General features: G+C 33.0%; 12 protein-coding genes and 1 pseudogene. 6 read left to right on the forward strand and 7 right to left on the reverse strand.

Annotation, left to right across the window (positions count from 1 at the left end; all coding sequences use genetic code 11):
- Positions 1-378: 378 nt before the first annotated feature.
- The gene (locus tag ACFSR1_RS19180) at positions 379-1,083 is read right to left on the reverse strand and encodes a DUF4294 domain-containing protein (RefSeq protein ID WP_378294747.1); all 705 of its coding nucleotides are present in this window, start codon (positions 1,081-1,083) and stop codon (positions 379-381) included.
- Between the two features lie 108 nt (positions 1,084-1,191).
- Between ACFSR1_RS19180 and ACFSR1_RS19185 the strand changes: the two are divergent.
- Positions 1,192-2,277 (forward strand): annotated as a pseudogene (locus ACFSR1_RS19185) (M42 family metallopeptidase); the annotation flags it as partial.
- Between the two features lie 146 nt (positions 2,278-2,423).
- Here the strand turns inward: ACFSR1_RS19185 and acs are convergent.
- From acs to ACFSR1_RS19200, 3 genes are all read right to left on the reverse strand, one after another.
- A complete protein-coding gene (gene acs / locus ACFSR1_RS19190) occupies positions 2,424-4,331 on the reverse strand; it encodes an acetate--CoA ligase (protein WP_378294669.1) in 1,908 nt (635 codons plus the stop codon).
- A 67-nt stretch (positions 4,332-4,398) separates the two neighbouring features.
- Positions 4,399-6,189, reverse strand: a complete 1,791-nt coding sequence (locus tag ACFSR1_RS19195) for a sodium:solute symporter family protein (protein WP_378294670.1) — start codon at positions 6,187-6,189, stop codon at positions 4,399-4,401.
- Between the two features lie 3 nt (positions 6,190-6,192).
- Entirely contained in the window at positions 6,193-6,480 is a 288-nt protein-coding gene (locus ACFSR1_RS19200; protein WP_378294671.1) for a DUF4212 domain-containing protein, read from the reverse strand.
- 166 nt (positions 6,481-6,646) lie between these two features.
- On the opposite strand from ACFSR1_RS19200, the gene ACFSR1_RS19205 reads away from it, so the two are divergent.
- A complete protein-coding gene (locus tag ACFSR1_RS19205) occupies positions 6,647-7,207 on the forward strand; it encodes an NUDIX hydrolase (protein WP_378294672.1) in 561 nt (186 codons plus the stop codon).
- Between the two features lie 103 nt (positions 7,208-7,310).
- Positions 7,311-8,105 carry an SdiA-regulated domain-containing protein gene (locus ACFSR1_RS19210; protein WP_378294673.1) on the forward strand — a complete coding sequence of 265 codons (795 nt, stop codon included), beginning with the start codon at positions 7,311-7,313 and terminating at the stop codon, positions 8,103-8,105.
- A gap of 3 nt (positions 8,106-8,108) precedes the next feature.
- On the opposite strand, the gene ACFSR1_RS19215 is transcribed toward ACFSR1_RS19210, so the two are convergent.
- Both ACFSR1_RS19215 and ACFSR1_RS19220 read right to left on the reverse strand, forming a co-directional pair.
- Entirely contained in the window at positions 8,109-8,657 is a 549-nt protein-coding gene (locus tag ACFSR1_RS19215) for a GNAT family N-acetyltransferase (protein ID WP_378294674.1), read from the reverse strand.
- An 801-nt stretch (positions 8,658-9,458) separates the two neighbouring features.
- On the reverse strand, positions 9,459-10,724 hold the full coding sequence (locus tag ACFSR1_RS19220) for a lipopolysaccharide biosynthesis protein (protein ID WP_378294675.1): 1,266 nt from the start codon (positions 10,722-10,724) through the stop codon (positions 9,459-9,461).
- Between ACFSR1_RS19220 and ACFSR1_RS19225 the strand changes: the two genes are divergently transcribed.
- Positions 10,723-11,475: a hypothetical protein gene (locus tag ACFSR1_RS19225; protein ID WP_378294676.1), complete on the forward strand. Its 753-nt coding sequence runs from the start codon at positions 10,723-10,725 to the stop codon at positions 11,473-11,475. The two genes, ACFSR1_RS19220 and ACFSR1_RS19225, sit on opposite strands and share 2 nt — an antisense overlap.
- A gap of 14 nt (positions 11,476-11,489) precedes the next feature.
- Entirely contained in the window at positions 11,490-12,572 is a 1,083-nt protein-coding gene (locus tag ACFSR1_RS19230) for a hypothetical protein (protein ID WP_378294677.1), read from the forward strand.
- Between the two features lie 63 nt (positions 12,573-12,635).
- Here the strand turns inward: ACFSR1_RS19230 and ACFSR1_RS19235 are convergent, their stop codons facing one another.
- Positions 12,636-16,349, reverse strand: coding sequence for a metallophosphoesterase (locus tag ACFSR1_RS19235; RefSeq protein WP_378294678.1), 3,714 nt, complete (start codon positions 16,347-16,349; stop codon positions 12,636-12,638).
- Between the two features lie 52 nt (positions 16,350-16,401).
- Here ACFSR1_RS19235 and ACFSR1_RS19240 point away from each other — a divergent pair, with 52 nt between their 5' ends.
- Positions 16,402-17,577 carry a Pycsar system effector family protein gene (locus ACFSR1_RS19240; RefSeq protein ID WP_378294679.1) on the forward strand — a complete coding sequence of 392 codons (1,176 nt, stop codon included), beginning with the start codon at positions 16,402-16,404 and terminating at the stop codon, positions 17,575-17,577.
- The last annotated feature ends 1 nt before the right edge of the window (position 17,578 follow it).

Consider the following 17,578-nt stretch of genomic DNA (forward strand, 5'->3'; position numbering starts at 1 on the left):
TTAAACCCGGTAAAACACAAAACAAACACAAATCTCTCAATGAACTCAACAAAACAATATCCCGTTTTGCGGGTGCAAACATACAACCCTTTTTCAATCCAACAACAAAAAATTAAAAGTATTTTTAAAGAAAATTGTAAACCTACTGGTTTTTAAAAAGTTGGAAAGCGAAGATAATAAAATTAATCAAAACAAAGGGTAATTTTTTTTAAGAAAATACACCTGCTACCTTTAAAATTTTATCTAGTAATATTTTGAAAACATTTTTTGTATTAGGGATAGTAGTGACATCCTTTTGTCTCTTTTTAAAATATAATCGTAGACAAAAGATATAATGGATAGCCTGACCCTGAGTTTATGAAGGGTAATACCCAGAATTTAATTTTTTGTTGCAGTAGTTCTAATAGTATCGGACCATTTATTTCTTAAATCATAGAAACTAAAATCGAGAGCAGTTTTTTGTTCCTCTAAAATATTTGACTGAAAACTTCTTTGCAATATATCCTCAATCCAATAATCCTCTTCTACATTAATGGGATCATATTCTTCTTTTAAAGAAATATTAAAAAGTTTTGCTGTACTATTATACCAAAACGCCTTCCACCCGCTTCTATATTCCTTTACCAAATCAAACATGGTTTGCCCTGTTTGTCTATGCACCAACTTTACCAAAATCTGACCTTCTGTACGTGTCATTTTTTTTAACTCTGCAGTAAACTCTTCTTCCATGTATTTCTGCAAAATTTTAATGTACTTTTTTCGAGCTCTTTTGGTTTTGATGTTTTTTAATCTTTCATTCAATTCTGTTAACCTGTCTGATGCCAATTTTGCGTACGGATATACTTTTCTTGTTTTACGTCGTAATATAAGATACTTCCTTCTAGCTAATCTGTCTTTAAATTTAAGTTTACCCAATATCACTACTTCATCAAGATCTATCGCTTCGTGCGGAATAGTATCTCCTTCTATAATATAATATTGTACGTACCCTGATGTATCTATTTTTGTAGAGTCAACTTCTTTCTGACAAAACAAAGTACATGGAGATAATACTATTAATATGTATAGTAAATGTTTGTGCATAATTAGGTCATGATCTTCTAAAATCGTTCCAAAATTAGTAATAAACACTTTGTAAACTGTAAAATCTTTGTGAATATTATTAACTTCGTACAAAACAAAAATATATAAATGGCTAAAAAAAGTATATTAAATAAGAAGTCTCTAACTTTTCTTGAGAAATATTTAAATAATGCAGCTCCTACCGGTTATGAATGGGAAGGACAAAAAATATGGATGGATTACCTAAAGCCATATGTGGATGAGTTTATAACTGATACCTATGGAACTGCTGTAGGCGTTATAAATCCTGAAGCTAAATATAAGGTAGTGATTGAAGGACACGCTGATGAAATTTCCTGGTATGTAAACTACATTACAGACAATGGTCTTATATATGTAATCAGAAATGGTGGTAGTGATCATCAGATAGCTACTTCGAAACGTGTAAATATCCATACTAAAAAAGGAATTGTCCAAGGTGTATTTGGCTGGCCAGCAATTCATACAAGAAATAAATCTAAAGAAGAGGCTCCAAAACTCGATAACATCTGCATTGATGTCGGATGCAACACCAAAGAAGAAGTCTTAAAACTTGGAGTTCATGTGGGGTGTGTGATCACATATCCGGACGAGTTCTTCATTCTTAACAACGATAAGTTCGTTTGCCGTGCTTTAGATAATAGAATGGGTGGTTTTATGATTGCCGAAGTAGCTCGTTTATTAAAGGAAAATAAGAAGAAACTTGATTTTGGATTATACATTACAAATTCCGTTCAGGAAGAAATAGGTCTTAGAGGTGCCGAAATGATTACCCACACCATTAAACCAGATGTAGCCATAGTTACGGATGTTTGTCATGACACTACAACACCTATGATTGAAAAGAAAACTCAAGGTGAAACAAAAATTGGCGATGGACCAGTGATCTCTTATGCTCCTGCGGTACAAAACAGACTTAGAGAAGTATTGATCGATACGGCAGAAAAGAAAAAGATTCCATTCCAAAGGATGGCATCGAGTAGGATGACCGGAACTGACACTGATGCTTTTGCTTATAGTAATGGTGGTGTGGCTTCTGCTTTAATTTCGTTACCACTTCGTTATATGCATACAACTGTAGAAATGGTGCACCGAGATGATGTAGAAAACGTTATCAATTTAATTTACGAAAGCTTACTTGCTATCAAATCCGGTGAAACTTTTAGTTATTTTGAAAAACCAAAACCGGCACCTAGAACAAAACCAAAACCAAAGAGTAAATCAAAAGCTAAGAAATAAATTAAGTAAAATCTATTTTTTTATGATTTAGAAGGGTTGTCTAAAAATGACGTTTTAGATAACCCTTCTGTTTAGCTATATTTTCACAAAGCATTGTCCATTATTTCCTGAACTACTTCAGGATTTAATAAAGTGCTTGTATCTCCGAGATTAGAAGTATCCTTAGAAGCAATTTTTCTTAAAATCCGTCTCATAATTTTGCCACTTCTGGTCTTAGGAAGTCCAGATACAAACTGAATTTTATCCAGTTTTGCAATCGGACCAATACGTTCTGTGATCTGTTGATTCACTTCACGACTTAAATTATTACGATCTCTAGATTCTCCAACTTCTTTTAAAATAACAAATCCGTATAGTGCGTTTCCTTTAATATCGTGAGGAAAACCAACAATCGCTGATTCCGCCACAGCAGGATGTTCATTAATTGCATCTTCTATAGGAGCTGTTCCCAGATTATGTCCTGAAACTATAATTACATCATCTACCCTACCGGTTATTCTATAATAACCAACTTCATCTCTTAACGCTCCATCTCCAGTAAAGTATTTATTTTTAAATGCTGAGAAATAGGTATCTCTATATCGTTGATGATCACCCCAAATAGTCCTAGCCATAGACGGCCAAGGAAATTTAACACATAATCGTCCTTCTACCTGATTTCCATCTATTTCATTACCATTTTCATCCATTAAAGCTGGTTGCACTCCGGGCATTGGAAGGGTGGCATAGGTTGGTTTTGTTGGTGTCGCAAAAGGAATTGGAGAAATTAAAACTCCACCTGTTTCTGTTTGCCACCAGGTATCTACAATAGGACATTTCTTTTCTCCCACATGATCATTATACCAATGCCAGGCTTCTTCATTTATTGGTTCTCCAACAGTACCTAATACCTTAAGGCTTGATAAATCGTGTTCTGTTACATAATCCAAGTTTTCCTTTGCTAATGCTCTGATGGCTGTTGGTGCGGTATAAAATTGAGTAATCTTATGTTTTTGTACAATGTCCCAGAAGCGTCCAAAGTCGGGGTATGATGGAACTCCTTCAAACATTACCGTAGTTGCTCCATTAGCCAATGGACCGTATACAATATAAGAATGTCCTGTAATCCAACCAATATCTGCTGTACACCAATAAATATCATCTTCTCTATACTGAAATACATTCTTAAAAGTATACGCAGTATATACCATATATCCGGCTGTGGTATGCATCATACCTTTTGGTTTCCCCGTAGAACCCGAAGTATATAGTATAAATAAAGGGTCTTCTGCATTCATAATTTCTGGTTTACATTCTGTATCTGCACTATCTAATAAAGGCTGTAACCATTCATCCCGTTCTGCCTTCATCTGTATATCAGAATTAATTCGTTTTGCGACTAAAACCGATTCAATTCCCGGGCAATGCTCTAATGCATCATCCACAATACCTTTTAGATCTATCGTTTTAGATCCGCGATACGATCCATCAGAAGTAATCACCATTTTAGCTTCGCAATCATTAATTCTTGTCGCTAAAGCAGTAGCGGAGAATCCTGCAAAAATCACCGAGTGTATTGCCCCAATTCTAGCGCAAGCTAATACAGAAATGGCTAGTTCTGGAATCATAGGAAGATAAATACAAACGCGATCTCCTTTCTTTATTCCTCTACTCTTAAGAACATTTGCAAATTTACATACTCTTTCGTGTAACTGATTATAAGTAATATGCTCTGCAGGTTCTTCTGGATCGTTAGGCTCAAATAAAATAGCTGTCTTTTCACCACGGACGTATAAATGCCTATCAATACAGTTTTCTGTAATATTCAGTTTAGCACCTTCAAACCATTTTACTTCCGGTTTTGTAAAATCCCAATTCAATACTTTATTCCATTTCTTTCTCCATAAAAAATGTTCTTCTGCAATTTCGCTCCAAAAAAGTTCTGGATTACGAACAGATTTTCTGTATACCTGAAAATACTCCTCAAGATGTTTTATGTGATAGTTACTCATTATTATATAAGTGATTTATATTTTTAGAATTTAAGATAATTTACTTATTGCTTGTTTTATACACATTCTAATGACTTGTAGATTGTCCTGCATTATTAGGGATTCTAATATTTTCTACAATCTCCTGTACTTCTGTCGGCGGTTTTTCGGTTACTTGACAAACTATAAGTGACACAACAAAATTGACAAACATGGCCACTGCTCCGAATCCTTCGGGAGAAATCCCAAACCACCATTCAGAAGAAGGTGGCAATACCTCATCAAACCAGCCTAATTTATACTTTATCATATATAACAGCATAGATAGTATACCTACTATCATTCCCGCGATAGCACCCTCTTTATTCATACGTTTATAGAAAATCCCTAAAACAATAGCGGGAAAGAAAGATGCTGCTGCCAGTCCAAATGCGAGTGCAACTACTGCCGCTACAAATCCCGGTGGGTTAATCCCAAAATATCCTGCTACACAAACCGCTGCAACAGCAGAAATACGCGCCGCTACCAATTCTCCTTTTTCGGAAATGGTAGGCTTAATCATTTTTTTTATCAAATCATGCGATACTGATGATGAGATTACCAATAACAATCCTGCTGCTGTAGATAAAGCAGCTGCCAAACCTCCTGCGGCTACTAATGCTATCACCCAATTAGGTAAATTTGCTATCTCAGGATTTGCTAATACCATAATATCTCGGTCTACAAAGAGTTCATTTTTTGTAGCTGTATTTACATTAGTAATAATACGTTCTCCAAAGTTTCCTCGCTGATCTTTATCGAACATAGGTTTATTTTTGTTTCCAATCACAGCATGACCTTTAGTATATTGCACTTTGCCATCTCCATTTTTATCTACCCAACCTAGCAGTTCTGTATCTTCCCAGTTTTTGAACCACTTTGGTAAATCTTCGTATTGTTTATTTTGAACAGAAGTAATCAAGTTTGTTTTGGCAAATACAGCCACTGCAGGAGCCGTAGTATATAATATTGCTATAAGAAGTAAAGCATATCCCGCAGATTTACGCGCATCTTTTACTCTTTTTACTGTAAAGAAACGTACTATTACGTGAGGCAACCCAGCTGTACCAACCATTAACGCAAGTGTAATTGTGAATACGTCCAACATCGACTTAGAACCATCTGTATATGCAGAAAACCCTAATTCTGTGCTTAACCCATCTAGTTTATCTAAAAGATACGTTCCAGAGCCGTCGGCCATAGTATCACCAAATCCAAGTTGCGGAATTGGGTTGCCCGTCATCTGGATTGAAATAAATATTGCCGGCACCATGAATGCAAAAATTAACACACAATATTGAGCCACCTGGGTATAGGTAATTCCCTTCATCCCGCCGAGTACAGCATAAAAAAGAACGATAATCATTCCTATTAGAACTCCAGTATTAATATCTACTTCGAGAAATCTTGAAAACACAATCCCTACTCCACGCATCTGACCTGCAACGTAGGTAAATGACACTAAAAGCGCACAGAAAACTGCCACTGACCTTGCTGTTTTGGAGTAATACCTATCTCCAATAAAATCGGGTACTGTAAATTTTCCAAATTTACGTAGATACGGTGCAAGTAAAAGAGCAAGCAACACATAACCTCCTGTCCATCCCATTAAATATACTGCACCATCATAACCATCAAAAGCAATAATACCAGCCATAGAAATAAAGGATGCTGCACTCATCCAATCTGCTGCAGTCGCCATTCCGTTTGCCAAAGGTGATACTCCTCCACCGGCTACGTAAAATTCTTTTGTTGAATCGGCTCTCGACCATATTGCGATACCAATGTACAATGCAAACGTAATTCCCACTAAAATATAGGTCCAAATCTGTACGCTCATTTTCTATTTGTTTTTGAAAACATTCTCATCTTTATCGTACCCATATTTTTTATCCAGTTTATTCATTAACCGGACGTACACAAAAATTAAAATCACAAATACATAAATTGATCCTTGCTGCGCAAACCAAAACCCTAGTTTAAAACCTCCAAGTCTAATTTCATTTAAAACATCCTTAAACAAAATACCGGCTCCGTACGATACTGTAAACCATATGATAAGTAAAATTGAAAGGTATTTTACATTCTCTTTCCAATAAGCTTTGGCTTTTTGCCTCTGTTCTGATGCCATTCTAACCTAGAATAAAATTAAATAGAAGGATTATTATCTACATATACTTGCATAAATATATTACTTTAAGAATAGAATAAATTATTACTTAATGATAAATTCTAAAGTATTATAAAATTCTAAAATTTAGTGGTATTTTTAACTAATATCCATGAGCTATTAACGCATGCCAGATGAACTTATAGACATTTTAAATAGTGACGGGAAACCTACAGGAGAGGTTAGACTAAAGTCTGAAGCTCACAGAACAGGCTTGTATCACGCCAGTGTTCATATTTGGTTTTACACAAAAGAAGGTCACATTTTATTACAAAAACGAGCAAAAGATAAAGACACTTATCCGGATTTATGGGATGTTTCAGTTGCCGGCCATATCGGAGTAGGAGAAACTGCTATAAATTCGGCTTTGAGAGAAGTTGAAGAAGAAATAGGTTTAGTTGTAACTGAAGAAGATCTAGAATTTAAAGGAATCCTTTTGGCAGAAAAACAACCAAAACCAGACCTTTTTGACAATGAATTTCACCATATATTCATTTCTGAAATACATACATCTTTAGACACACTAAAACTACAAGAAGAAGAAGTGTCTGAGATCAAACTTATTCCTATCAAAGAACTACAGCAACAAGTAAATGATATTGCATTATCAAGAGCATACGTTCCACACGGATCTATATATTTTGATTTTGTTACGAACACTATATGTGAAAAAATTAAGGACTTATAATGATATATAAAATTTTCAACTCATTACCCTACGTATGATACTTCCAAAAACAAACTTTTATTATATCCTATTTTTTAGCGTCTTCTTTGGGAGTTGTCAAAATATGAAGAATACAGATCTCGTTTTTATAAATGATCTTTCAAAATTAAATCGTGAAATATCTGGCATGACCATATTTCCCAATGAAAAAATCATATATGCGGTCAACGATTCTGGAAATGACAATACCATCTTTCAACTGGATCTGAAAGGAAAGATTAAAAAGGAAATTCGTATTCCAAATACTACAAACAAAGACTGGGAAGATCTGGCTTATGATCACGAAAACAATCTGTATGTTGGAGATTTTGGGAATAACAACAATGACAGAAAAGATTTGATGATTTATAAAATTTCTAGCATATCTTCTAATCCTATGGCATCAGAAATAAGTTTTGAACTTGAAGATCAAAAAAAATTTCCTCCGAAGAAAAAAGAACGAAACTTTGATATAGAAGCCATGATATATTGGAATGACAATCTGTATCTTTTTAGCAAAAATCGAAGTGCTAAATTTAAAGGTGTAACCAAATTATACAAAATACCTGCCCGACCGGGAAAACATATAGCAAAACTAATTTCTAGTTTTGAAACCTGTAATGACAGTAAGGACTGTTTCGTAAGTGGCGCAGCAATCAATAGCGATGGTACTAAGATTGTGTTACTGACTTATAACAAGCTTTTCGTTTTATCAGATTATAAGGGTGATTCTTTTTTTGAAGGAACTATTAATAAAATTAAACTTAATCACTATTCTCAGAAAGAAGGGATCTGTTTTAAAAATGACAACACACTTTTAATCACTGATGAAGGCAGCGGTAAAGCTGCAGGTAATTTATACGAGTACTCTCTGGACTAAAACCTATGTTAAAGCCTTCCAGTCTTCTTCCAGCATCGCGAATTCATAATTATCAGACCAACCAGTTTTAAGCGGTAGTACTTTACGTTTATGACCTTCTCTAATCATTCCAACTTTTTCTAGCACTCTGATAGATCCTATATTATCTACTGCGCATCCTGCTTCGATCCTATGAAGTCCCATATCGTTAAAACCAAAATGCAAAACTTTTTTAACAGCTTCTGTTGCATATCCTTGAGACCAAAACTCCGGATGCAATTTATACCAAAGTGAACCTATACTATATTTAGGGTTTCCAATCCTTAAGGATGTAAGACCAATAAATGCATCATCAGATAGTGAACTCATAGTAAATACGAATTCATTCCTCATTCTAAAATTCTCTATCCATTCTTCGAGATAAACCTCGGTGACTTCTTTGTTGGTCGGAATCCCCAATGCATTGTATTGATCCACTTCAGGAATCGAAAGTAATTCGTGAATTTTTAGAAGGTCGGATGATTCTACAATAGTAAGTCGCAATCGGTCTGTAAATAATGTTGATGTTTTCAAAATAATAGTAATTAATGATAATATGTGAACCACGAATTTTATAGCCCTGAATGATCTGAAAAATATTTTTAAAAGTTATTAACACTTACGCACTTAAACTAAAGGTTTAACCTTTTGTCGACAAAAACACTGATATCAATTTACTCTAAGCGCATCAAAGTAGTAAAAAACCTACTTTTCAACAATCGCATATTAAAACAATCGTGTTTTCAACTGAATAAGAGGTTTTTACGCATTTATTTATTATTAATTTAGCCTTGGATTTGTGATATTAAACACAATTTCTTTTACAACAACCCCAAATACCAAATGAATATATGAAAGCCGCCCCAGCTTGTTTTATGTTGATATTCCTTTTATCATCTAATTTACTTTTTTCTCAACAAAATGTTACGAATAGTAAATTAAAAATTGCACAAAACACCTTGAAGGTGTCTGAAACAAAAATCTCAAAGCTTACTAAAAAAACAATTAGTAATACTAGTTTATCCACACCATCAATAAGTAAAGTAAAAAAGACTAATACTAAGACAAAACCTACCTCAGAAATGTCTAAAACCGAAAGTATTGCGATACCTCGAACTACTTTAGACTTTTTTTAGATATATTTTGTTTTGTGAACAAATTAATTGTTCCTTAACCAAGAAGCTCCTGATATTTCGCATCTTATATTGGGAGCTTTTTTTTTATTAGAAACTTAATCCTAATCCAAAAGTAAATCTTAAACCATCTATATACCAGAAAATCGATATTGAAACTTCTACACAGTTCTTGCTGATAACTGTAAAACCCTTTGAATTATTAAGTTTTGAAAAAGGTAATCGTATATTTTAATCTAATTAAAAACACTAAAACAGATCCAATCAGAATAGCTATACATACTCCATAAAGACCAAATGGAGAAACTAATATCGTTGACAAAACTAAACTTAGAATTAGACCTGCAAATGAAGTTATAGCCATAGCCATGGTTTTCTTTTTGTAATTATACGTTATTCCAAAATAACTACTTAAAACAATAAATAAATTTGCAAATGCTAGAAAAGGAAGATATTTCATAGATATAACTAAATTGGGAAATAAAATTGGCATTATGATCCACAAAACAATCAGAAGAGCTGAGATGGCAACAATAATTAACAAAATGGTTCTTAGCACTATTTTTTTAAAAAAAGCTCCTTCTTTTTTAAAATCTGTACTTGATAAACAATGATCTTGTAATGAGTAATAATAAAACATTCCTATAAAAAATACACCGATTGCCAATTTTTCTGCAACAGCAAAAATTCCATTGTCATTTAACTCCAGATTTAGTGCAATAATATATTTATTCATCGCGAAAAAGGAAATCCAACTAAGTGCATTTAATATAAGAGGTATTGAATATTTGATGAGTTTTACCAGATTTAAAACTCCAATTTCTGCACGCCTATAAAACTTAAAAAAATCAAACCCCCAAATTGTTAATATAATACCTACAATATTGGACAACAATAGAACACATAAAACATTATACAATTTATCTTTTGTAAAAATTACAACAAGTAAAGATAACGCAGTATACATAACACTTTTTATAATACCAACAACAGTAAATCTAGTAACTTGACCAAGCCCCCGTAAAAGCTGAAAAAAAATATTGAGAACGATATTAGTAATCAATATTAAGTAAGAAAGTGTCCATAAATCTTTGGGGAAGTGATAAAAAAAATACCCTAGCACATAAATGACCGTAGTAAACAGTACCATTCCTGCTAATACGATTATACCATTTGAAAAACTAATTTGTTGTTCTTTCAGGTCATTGGTATTAAACCACCTATAAATCGCCTCTCCTATTTGTAATGAAAGAACTGTTGCAAGTATAGTAATCGTAGATACAATTAAATCCAATTTACCTGTATCCTCTAGTCCAAGATAAGTTACAACTATCGGAAAAATTACAATTGCAATAAACTTGCTAGAGTAATTACCAATAGAGTAGATAACCGCATTTTTTAAAATTTTATTATCCCTGCTAGATTTTTTAATTCTTTTAAAGTAATTTTGAATTACATAATTTAACATGAAAACATTACTTTTTATTGGTCATCCCGGCCACGAGTTGCTCGCTTATAAGTTCTTAAATATCTATAAACCGGATGTCATATTCTTAACTAAAGGCTCTGGTAGTAATGACGAACCTAGAATACAACAATCTATTGATTTAATTGAATCCTTAGGACTTAAAGCATATTATCCCTTTGAACCTTTTACAGATCGACAAATATATGATTTAATATTATCTAATTCTACTGACCCTTTTCTTAGTGTTAAATCGGCTATTAAAGAATTTATTATTTCCCATAATATAGAAATGATTGTAGGTGATGCGTTAGAGGGATTTAATCCTTCCCACGATTTATGCAGATATTTAATAAATGCGACCGTAATTGGCTTAGAAGATAAAGTAAAAATAAGGAATTATGACTTTTTCCAAGAAGATGTTCGTAAAAACCGATCTTCTTCTAAAAAACCTGAGGATATTACTATTGAATTGGATGATACAGAGCTTCAAAACAAGATGACTGCTTCCCTGAATTACCCTGAGATAAAACTAGAAGTTGATAAATTTGTACAGCATTATGGAACAGATTTTTTTAGTGTAGAATACTTTAGAAAGGTGAGCGACCCCTTCAAGGTTAAAAGCTGGAATACAGAATTCCCTTACTATGAAGAATTTGGAAGAAAACGTATTAAAGAAGGAACATACTCCCAGTTAATTTCATTTAGTGAACATATAGAGCCTTTGGCTAAAACATTATTTCAGCAGGATTGACTTAATTCTTTTTAATGAATATATTGATCACTAATAATGAAATGGATAGTTACACTGGCACAACTGTCTATGTTAAAGAATTAGCAATTTCATTAATTAATAAAGGAGAAAATGTTCAAATCTATTCTAGACATGTAGGAGAGATTGGATTGGAAATACGTAAAAAAGGAATCATTATTACTGATTCTTTAAAAGATATCACCTTTGCTCCGGATATTATTCACGCACATCACAATACAACTACCTTTGATGTATTGTTTTTTTTTAGAGATACACCTGTTATATTTTGGATTCACGATCGATTAACACCTCTTGATTACCCTCCCTTACATAAAAACATTGTAAAGTATGTTGCCGTAGATTATAATTGTAAAGAAAGATATTCTGCAGACTGCGGCTTCCTACCTTCAGATACCGAAGTAATCTATAACTGGGTAAATCTAAAAAGGTTTGCTTTAAAAGAAAAGTATCATAGACATCCTCTGAAAGCATTGGTTTTTTCTAATTATGCCAACAACAAAAATTACCTAACCAATATTCAAGAAGCTTGTGAAAAATGTGGATTAGATCTGGAAGTGATAGGTCAGGGATCAGGCAATCAAAAACGTGATCCTGAACTATATCTTATGCATTATGACATAATTTTTGCAAAAGCAAAAGCAGCCATGGAGTCAATGGCTACGGGTGCTGGAGTAATTGTTTGTGACTTTCAAGGGTTAGCTGGTTTTGTTACTAGCGATAAATTGAGTCATTATCGAAAATTTAATTTTGGCATGAAGTTGATGGATCGTCAAATAACTAAAGAAAATCTTATTAAAGAGATAAAAAAATATGATATAGATGATATTTTAGAAGTGTCAAAAACCGTAAGATCCGAAATTGATATGGATCATATTATTGATAAAATCCACTGTTTATACATTGACTGTATTACTTACTATAAAAACGGAAATAGAGGGAAATATACATTCTCTATAAAAAACTTCTTAACAGTGAAAACAAAGACATTTTATATCTCTAAAAAGCAATATCTTTTTTATAATTTTAATTCACTTTTCGTTTTCCTTCATAAACTTAAAAAATTCTTCGGCATCTAAAAACAACAGCAGTAATAGTCTATAAAACTAACGTATCACCATTTAAATATTATATAACTTTTATCAAAAACTTAACCCTAACCCAAAAGTAAATCTTAAACCATCATCACTGTTAAACAAATTGAATTGTCCTGCTATTGCATCCACAGCATTGATCCAAAATCCACCTCCAATAGAATCGTGCCAAATATCAATATCGTTGCTATCAAACCATACTCTACCAATATCATAACCTCCATATATTCCTAACTGTAAAGGTAACAAACCTGTTTTAAATTTATTAAAGCTATACCTTAGGTCTGCACTAAAAGCCAACGCTTTATCGCCTGTAAAACGTTCTTCTCTATATCCTCTTAGACTATTGATTCCTCCCAAAGTTGCACCCTGATAAAATTCAAAACCATCACCAATTATAAACGCTCCCTGCACATCCGTTTTTAATACTAATTTTCTGTTTTTAGTAATTGCATTATAAAATCCAAGTTTAGGGTTTATATATCCAAAGGTTCTATCTGTATCATCCAAGTTCATTTTAGAACCTCCTTGTAATTTAAATAACATTCCTCTGGTAGGATTAGCACCCACATCGAAACTTTTATATTCATAATCCAAATCTATTCCTGCAAAGAATTTTCTTTCAAAAAACTCTGGATCTGCTGTAATAAATTCAAGCCCTGGAAGTCCCGAAGTAATAAATCTTCCCTGAGAATCCTGAACCTCAACCCCTTCATAAGAACCTATAATGGTAAAACTATTACCAAACCTTCCATTTTTAGCCACACCAACATTTAAACCCCAAATTCCGGTTTTAACCCTATTATAATCCAATCCCAACGCATCATCAAGATTGACTGTATTATTTCCGAATCCGAAAAAGTTTTGTGCAAAATTCTCGCTTGTGTATTTACCACCGATTAGCAAACGCCAATCTCCAACGGCATTTAGGAACTCTCCTTTATACGATATATCATAGCCCTCTGTCGCAAAGTAGTAGGCCCCTTTAATAGTGTGTTTACTTTGGTATGGATTATTATTGAAACCCCTCACTGTATATACGTCTGTAAGGTTAATATTAACTCCGTCATCGGGATTAAAGCCTATTAATGGTGTTAATGTATTTGTTTTATCTATATATTTATTATAATCATAGGTGTTGTGATTATAGTTATTACTAAAGATAAACTTGGCACCACTCTTCTTTTTTACAGTATTCGGTTTTGACTTATGATCATATACTCTAACCTGTCTTCCGTTTTCTATCGTATACACATCGTTATTTTGCCCTCCAACTATCCTGGTACAAATCGGATTTTTTCCTTTTCCAGTAACAATAAACTGATCATCATCATCTAATCCATAAATCCATATTTCCTTAGTTTCTTTAGAAAAAATAGTTCTTTCATAAAATGGTTTTTGGGGAGTACCATCTTTTATTCTGGATATTTTTACATTCGTTTGATTATCACTTCTTATAATTTCAAAAAAATCATCTTTATCTGTTCCTTTAATAATGACTTGTTTGGAAAGGTACTTATAATATCTAGCTGCAATATCTTCTACATCATCTCTTCTTTTTCGGAGAAACTTTTTAATTCTTTCGGCCGTGGCATCCTGTAATTCCTGAGGTAAATTCCTGAATGCTTTATCTATTGCTTCGTCACTAAGATTTTCTTTTATATGCCTGGCCTGCTTCAACCAAATTTTCTTATCCGAACTTTGTGCAAAGGTTCTGTCCAAACGTATTCCTGCCTCATTAATCCATCGAATATTCTTAAGCTCTTCATCGTATACTTGAAACTTTCTTGTAATCGGAACGATAAATTTTATCACATCAATAAGTCCTCCATCATAATTAGAAAACACCTGATCTCGATCCTTAGGTATCGGCCTGTACATTTTTCCTTGATCTGTATCAAAACGAGACCATCTCCATTGATCAGAGTGTCTGTCCCAATCTCCTAAAATCATATCAAACAATCGGGTTCTTATATAATGAGCCTCATCCATTTGATACTTTTCATCTTTTCTTAGATTTTTAAGCATATCATCTGTTCCTTCGATATCATCTGGTTTTCCAAAAGAGGCAACATCTTTATGTTCCTTTCCCGGGCGTTCTTCTAAAAAATACATTTCATCACCAAAGTCTTTATTATATTTTCCTAAAGCTGGATGTTTGGGTATATAATATACTTTAGAGTTGGCATGATACACATCAATTGCATCTGCCAGGCCTCCAACAACCAAAAATGCATATGGATAACTGGATGTATAAAAATCAGAAAGAAGTTCTTCTGTAAAAGTATCGTCAAAACCATTTTCCAGATAGGTGTCCTTAAATGCTCCTTTTTGCAGAAACTGTGTAACACTTTTTCTCATAGCTCGTAGACTATAGCGTTTACCGGTACTATCCACTAATCGCAACGATCTTGTTACCTGTCCACCTCCTCTTCTATCTATAGTAAACCCTCCTAATAACGTATCTAATGTTGCTAAAGGAATTTTAATATCTGTACTGTATGTTTTTCTATAATGATCTCCCCATAAAGATTTATAAAAGTTGGTTTTTTCAGTTTCTTCCTTATCATATATAGCTACAGAAACTTCATTATCGAAAGTGTTTATTAAGTTATTACTCTCATAAGCTTCAGGTTTTTTATGGACATCGGTTTGATATACCAGCTTTGCTTTTCCGGATTCATTTCCATAAAAACGCACATTAGATGATCCGTCTTTATACACATCTAATATTGCAAAACCCTGATTAGGATAGGAAAACAGACCATCTTTCCCCAAAGAAGCCGCAGAAATTTTGGAACCCGATCCAGAAACGATTTGTTTTAAACCCTTATTGTCAATATACTGCAATGAATGTTCATGTCCAGAAGCAAATATGACTCTCTCACTATCTCTGGCAATGGTCGAAAGTCTTCGCATCAATTTATTGTAACTCTCATTATATCGATCCTGAGAAGATACTCCTCCCTGAGAGCGAATTTGCGTAACCAAAGAGCCTAATACAGGTAACGGTATATTATGTCTAGTTGGAAAAATATGTTTTCTAAAGCTGTATTTCCCGCCATGTGGCCCATTTGTAAACATCGGGTGATGCATTACAACCAGAACCGTCTTACCATTGTGTTTTTTAAGTTCTCCTTCTACTTCACTTAAAAATTTATCTCTTGTTTTAATTTGGCAGTCATCATTAATAGTAGGATTTTTATTCCAGTCTGCCAGATACCATTGTGTGTCTAGTATTAATAAATGAATTTTATCACTTACTTCAATGCTCTCAATAGGACATCCTTTTGATGGTAAAAAAGAATTTTTACTTTTTAGTTTTTTCTTTACATATTTTTCTTGTCTCTTAAGACCTTTTACTCCACCATTATACCAATCATGATTTCCAGGAATAAAAATCACCTCACCATCAAATGAATCTGTTGCATTGATCTGAGCATTAATTCTATGTTCTGACAATGCTCTTTTTGAAGATTCTTTATTCGGCATCCCTTTTTGATAAATATTATCTCCCAGATAAATTAGATAATCATTGGTGGTTTTTTCTTTTTGTAGAACTTGTTTCAATGCTTCTAATCCAGGAGTACTTTCGTTCATGTTCGCATTTCCGGCATCACCAATCAAATAGAAACTTTTTTCTATCTCTTTATTCGGTAATGAATCTGAAAAATTCTCGTCTAAATATTGAGGGGTGTATGTTGCACAGGAGCTTAATAACAATATAGATATTACCAGGAAGGTCTGTATATTTCTATTCATAAAAGGATACATTCACTTTTTTTAATTATTTTGGTTACTGAAAAATTATAATATGGAAAACCTAGTTGAAAAAACTGATAATTTCGTTTCTGATCTTTTTGAAAAAAAACTTCCGAAATCCTGTATTTATCATAATTACACTCATACCAAAAGAGTATTTAAAAGTACAAAAGAAATTATTGACAACACTAATATTTCTGAAGAAGATAAACATGCCTTATTATTAACTGCCTTGCTTCACGATACAGGTTATTCAGAAAGCATAGAAAATCATGAGGAACATAGTGCAAGAATATCTGAAGCCTTTTTAAAAGAACAGGAAGCCCCGGAAGAGTTAATAAATAAGGTTTCTGAATTAATAATGGCTACTTCTATGGAGCATCAGCCAACAAACCAATTAGAAAAAATTATTAGAGACGCCGATGCTTCACATTTGGCCAAAGGATATTTTAAGGAAACTAGTGAATTTTTGAGACAAGAATTTGAACTAAATTGCAACAAAAATTACAGCAGTAGTGATTGGTTAAAAATCAATATTGATTTCCTACAAAATAAACACGAATATTACACCGATTATGCTATTAAAAACTGGCAACCAAAAAAAGAAGAACACCTTTTTGAAATAAAAAAAGAGCAAGAAAAATTAAAGAAAAAAAAGAAGAAAGAAAAGCTTAAAAAATTAGTCAAGGAAGAAAGTCCAGAAAAAGGGATTCAGACACTGTTTAGAGTTACACTGCGTAATCATCTCAAATTAAGCGATATTGCAGACACCAAAGCGAATATACTTTTATCTGTTAACGCCATCATCATTTCTTTAGCTCTGTCTAATTTAATCCCTAAACTTGATAATCCATCTAATCAATATTTAATTTATCCTACACTTATATTCATTGTTTTTAGTATCATATCCATGCTCTTGTCGGTTTTAGCAACTAGACCTAATGTAACAAGCGGTGAATTTACACGTAAAGAAATTGAGGAGAAGAAAGTAAACTTATTATTCTTTGGTAATTTTCATAAAATGCCGTTAGACGAATACAAATGGGCTATGCACGAGCTTATGGATGACAAAGAATACATTTACGATACGATGATAAAAGACTTATATTTTCTAGGAAAAGTTCTTCATAGAAAATATAAAATACTGCGTATCACTTATACTGTATTTATGATTGGTTTTATTACCTCTTCGATTTCTTTTGTGGTAGCTTTTAATACTTTACAATAAA

The organism is Aquimarina rubra (assembly GCF_042684305.1).
In the GTDB taxonomy this organism is placed as follows: domain Bacteria; phylum Bacteroidota; class Bacteroidia; order Flavobacteriales; family Flavobacteriaceae; genus Aquimarina; species Aquimarina rubra.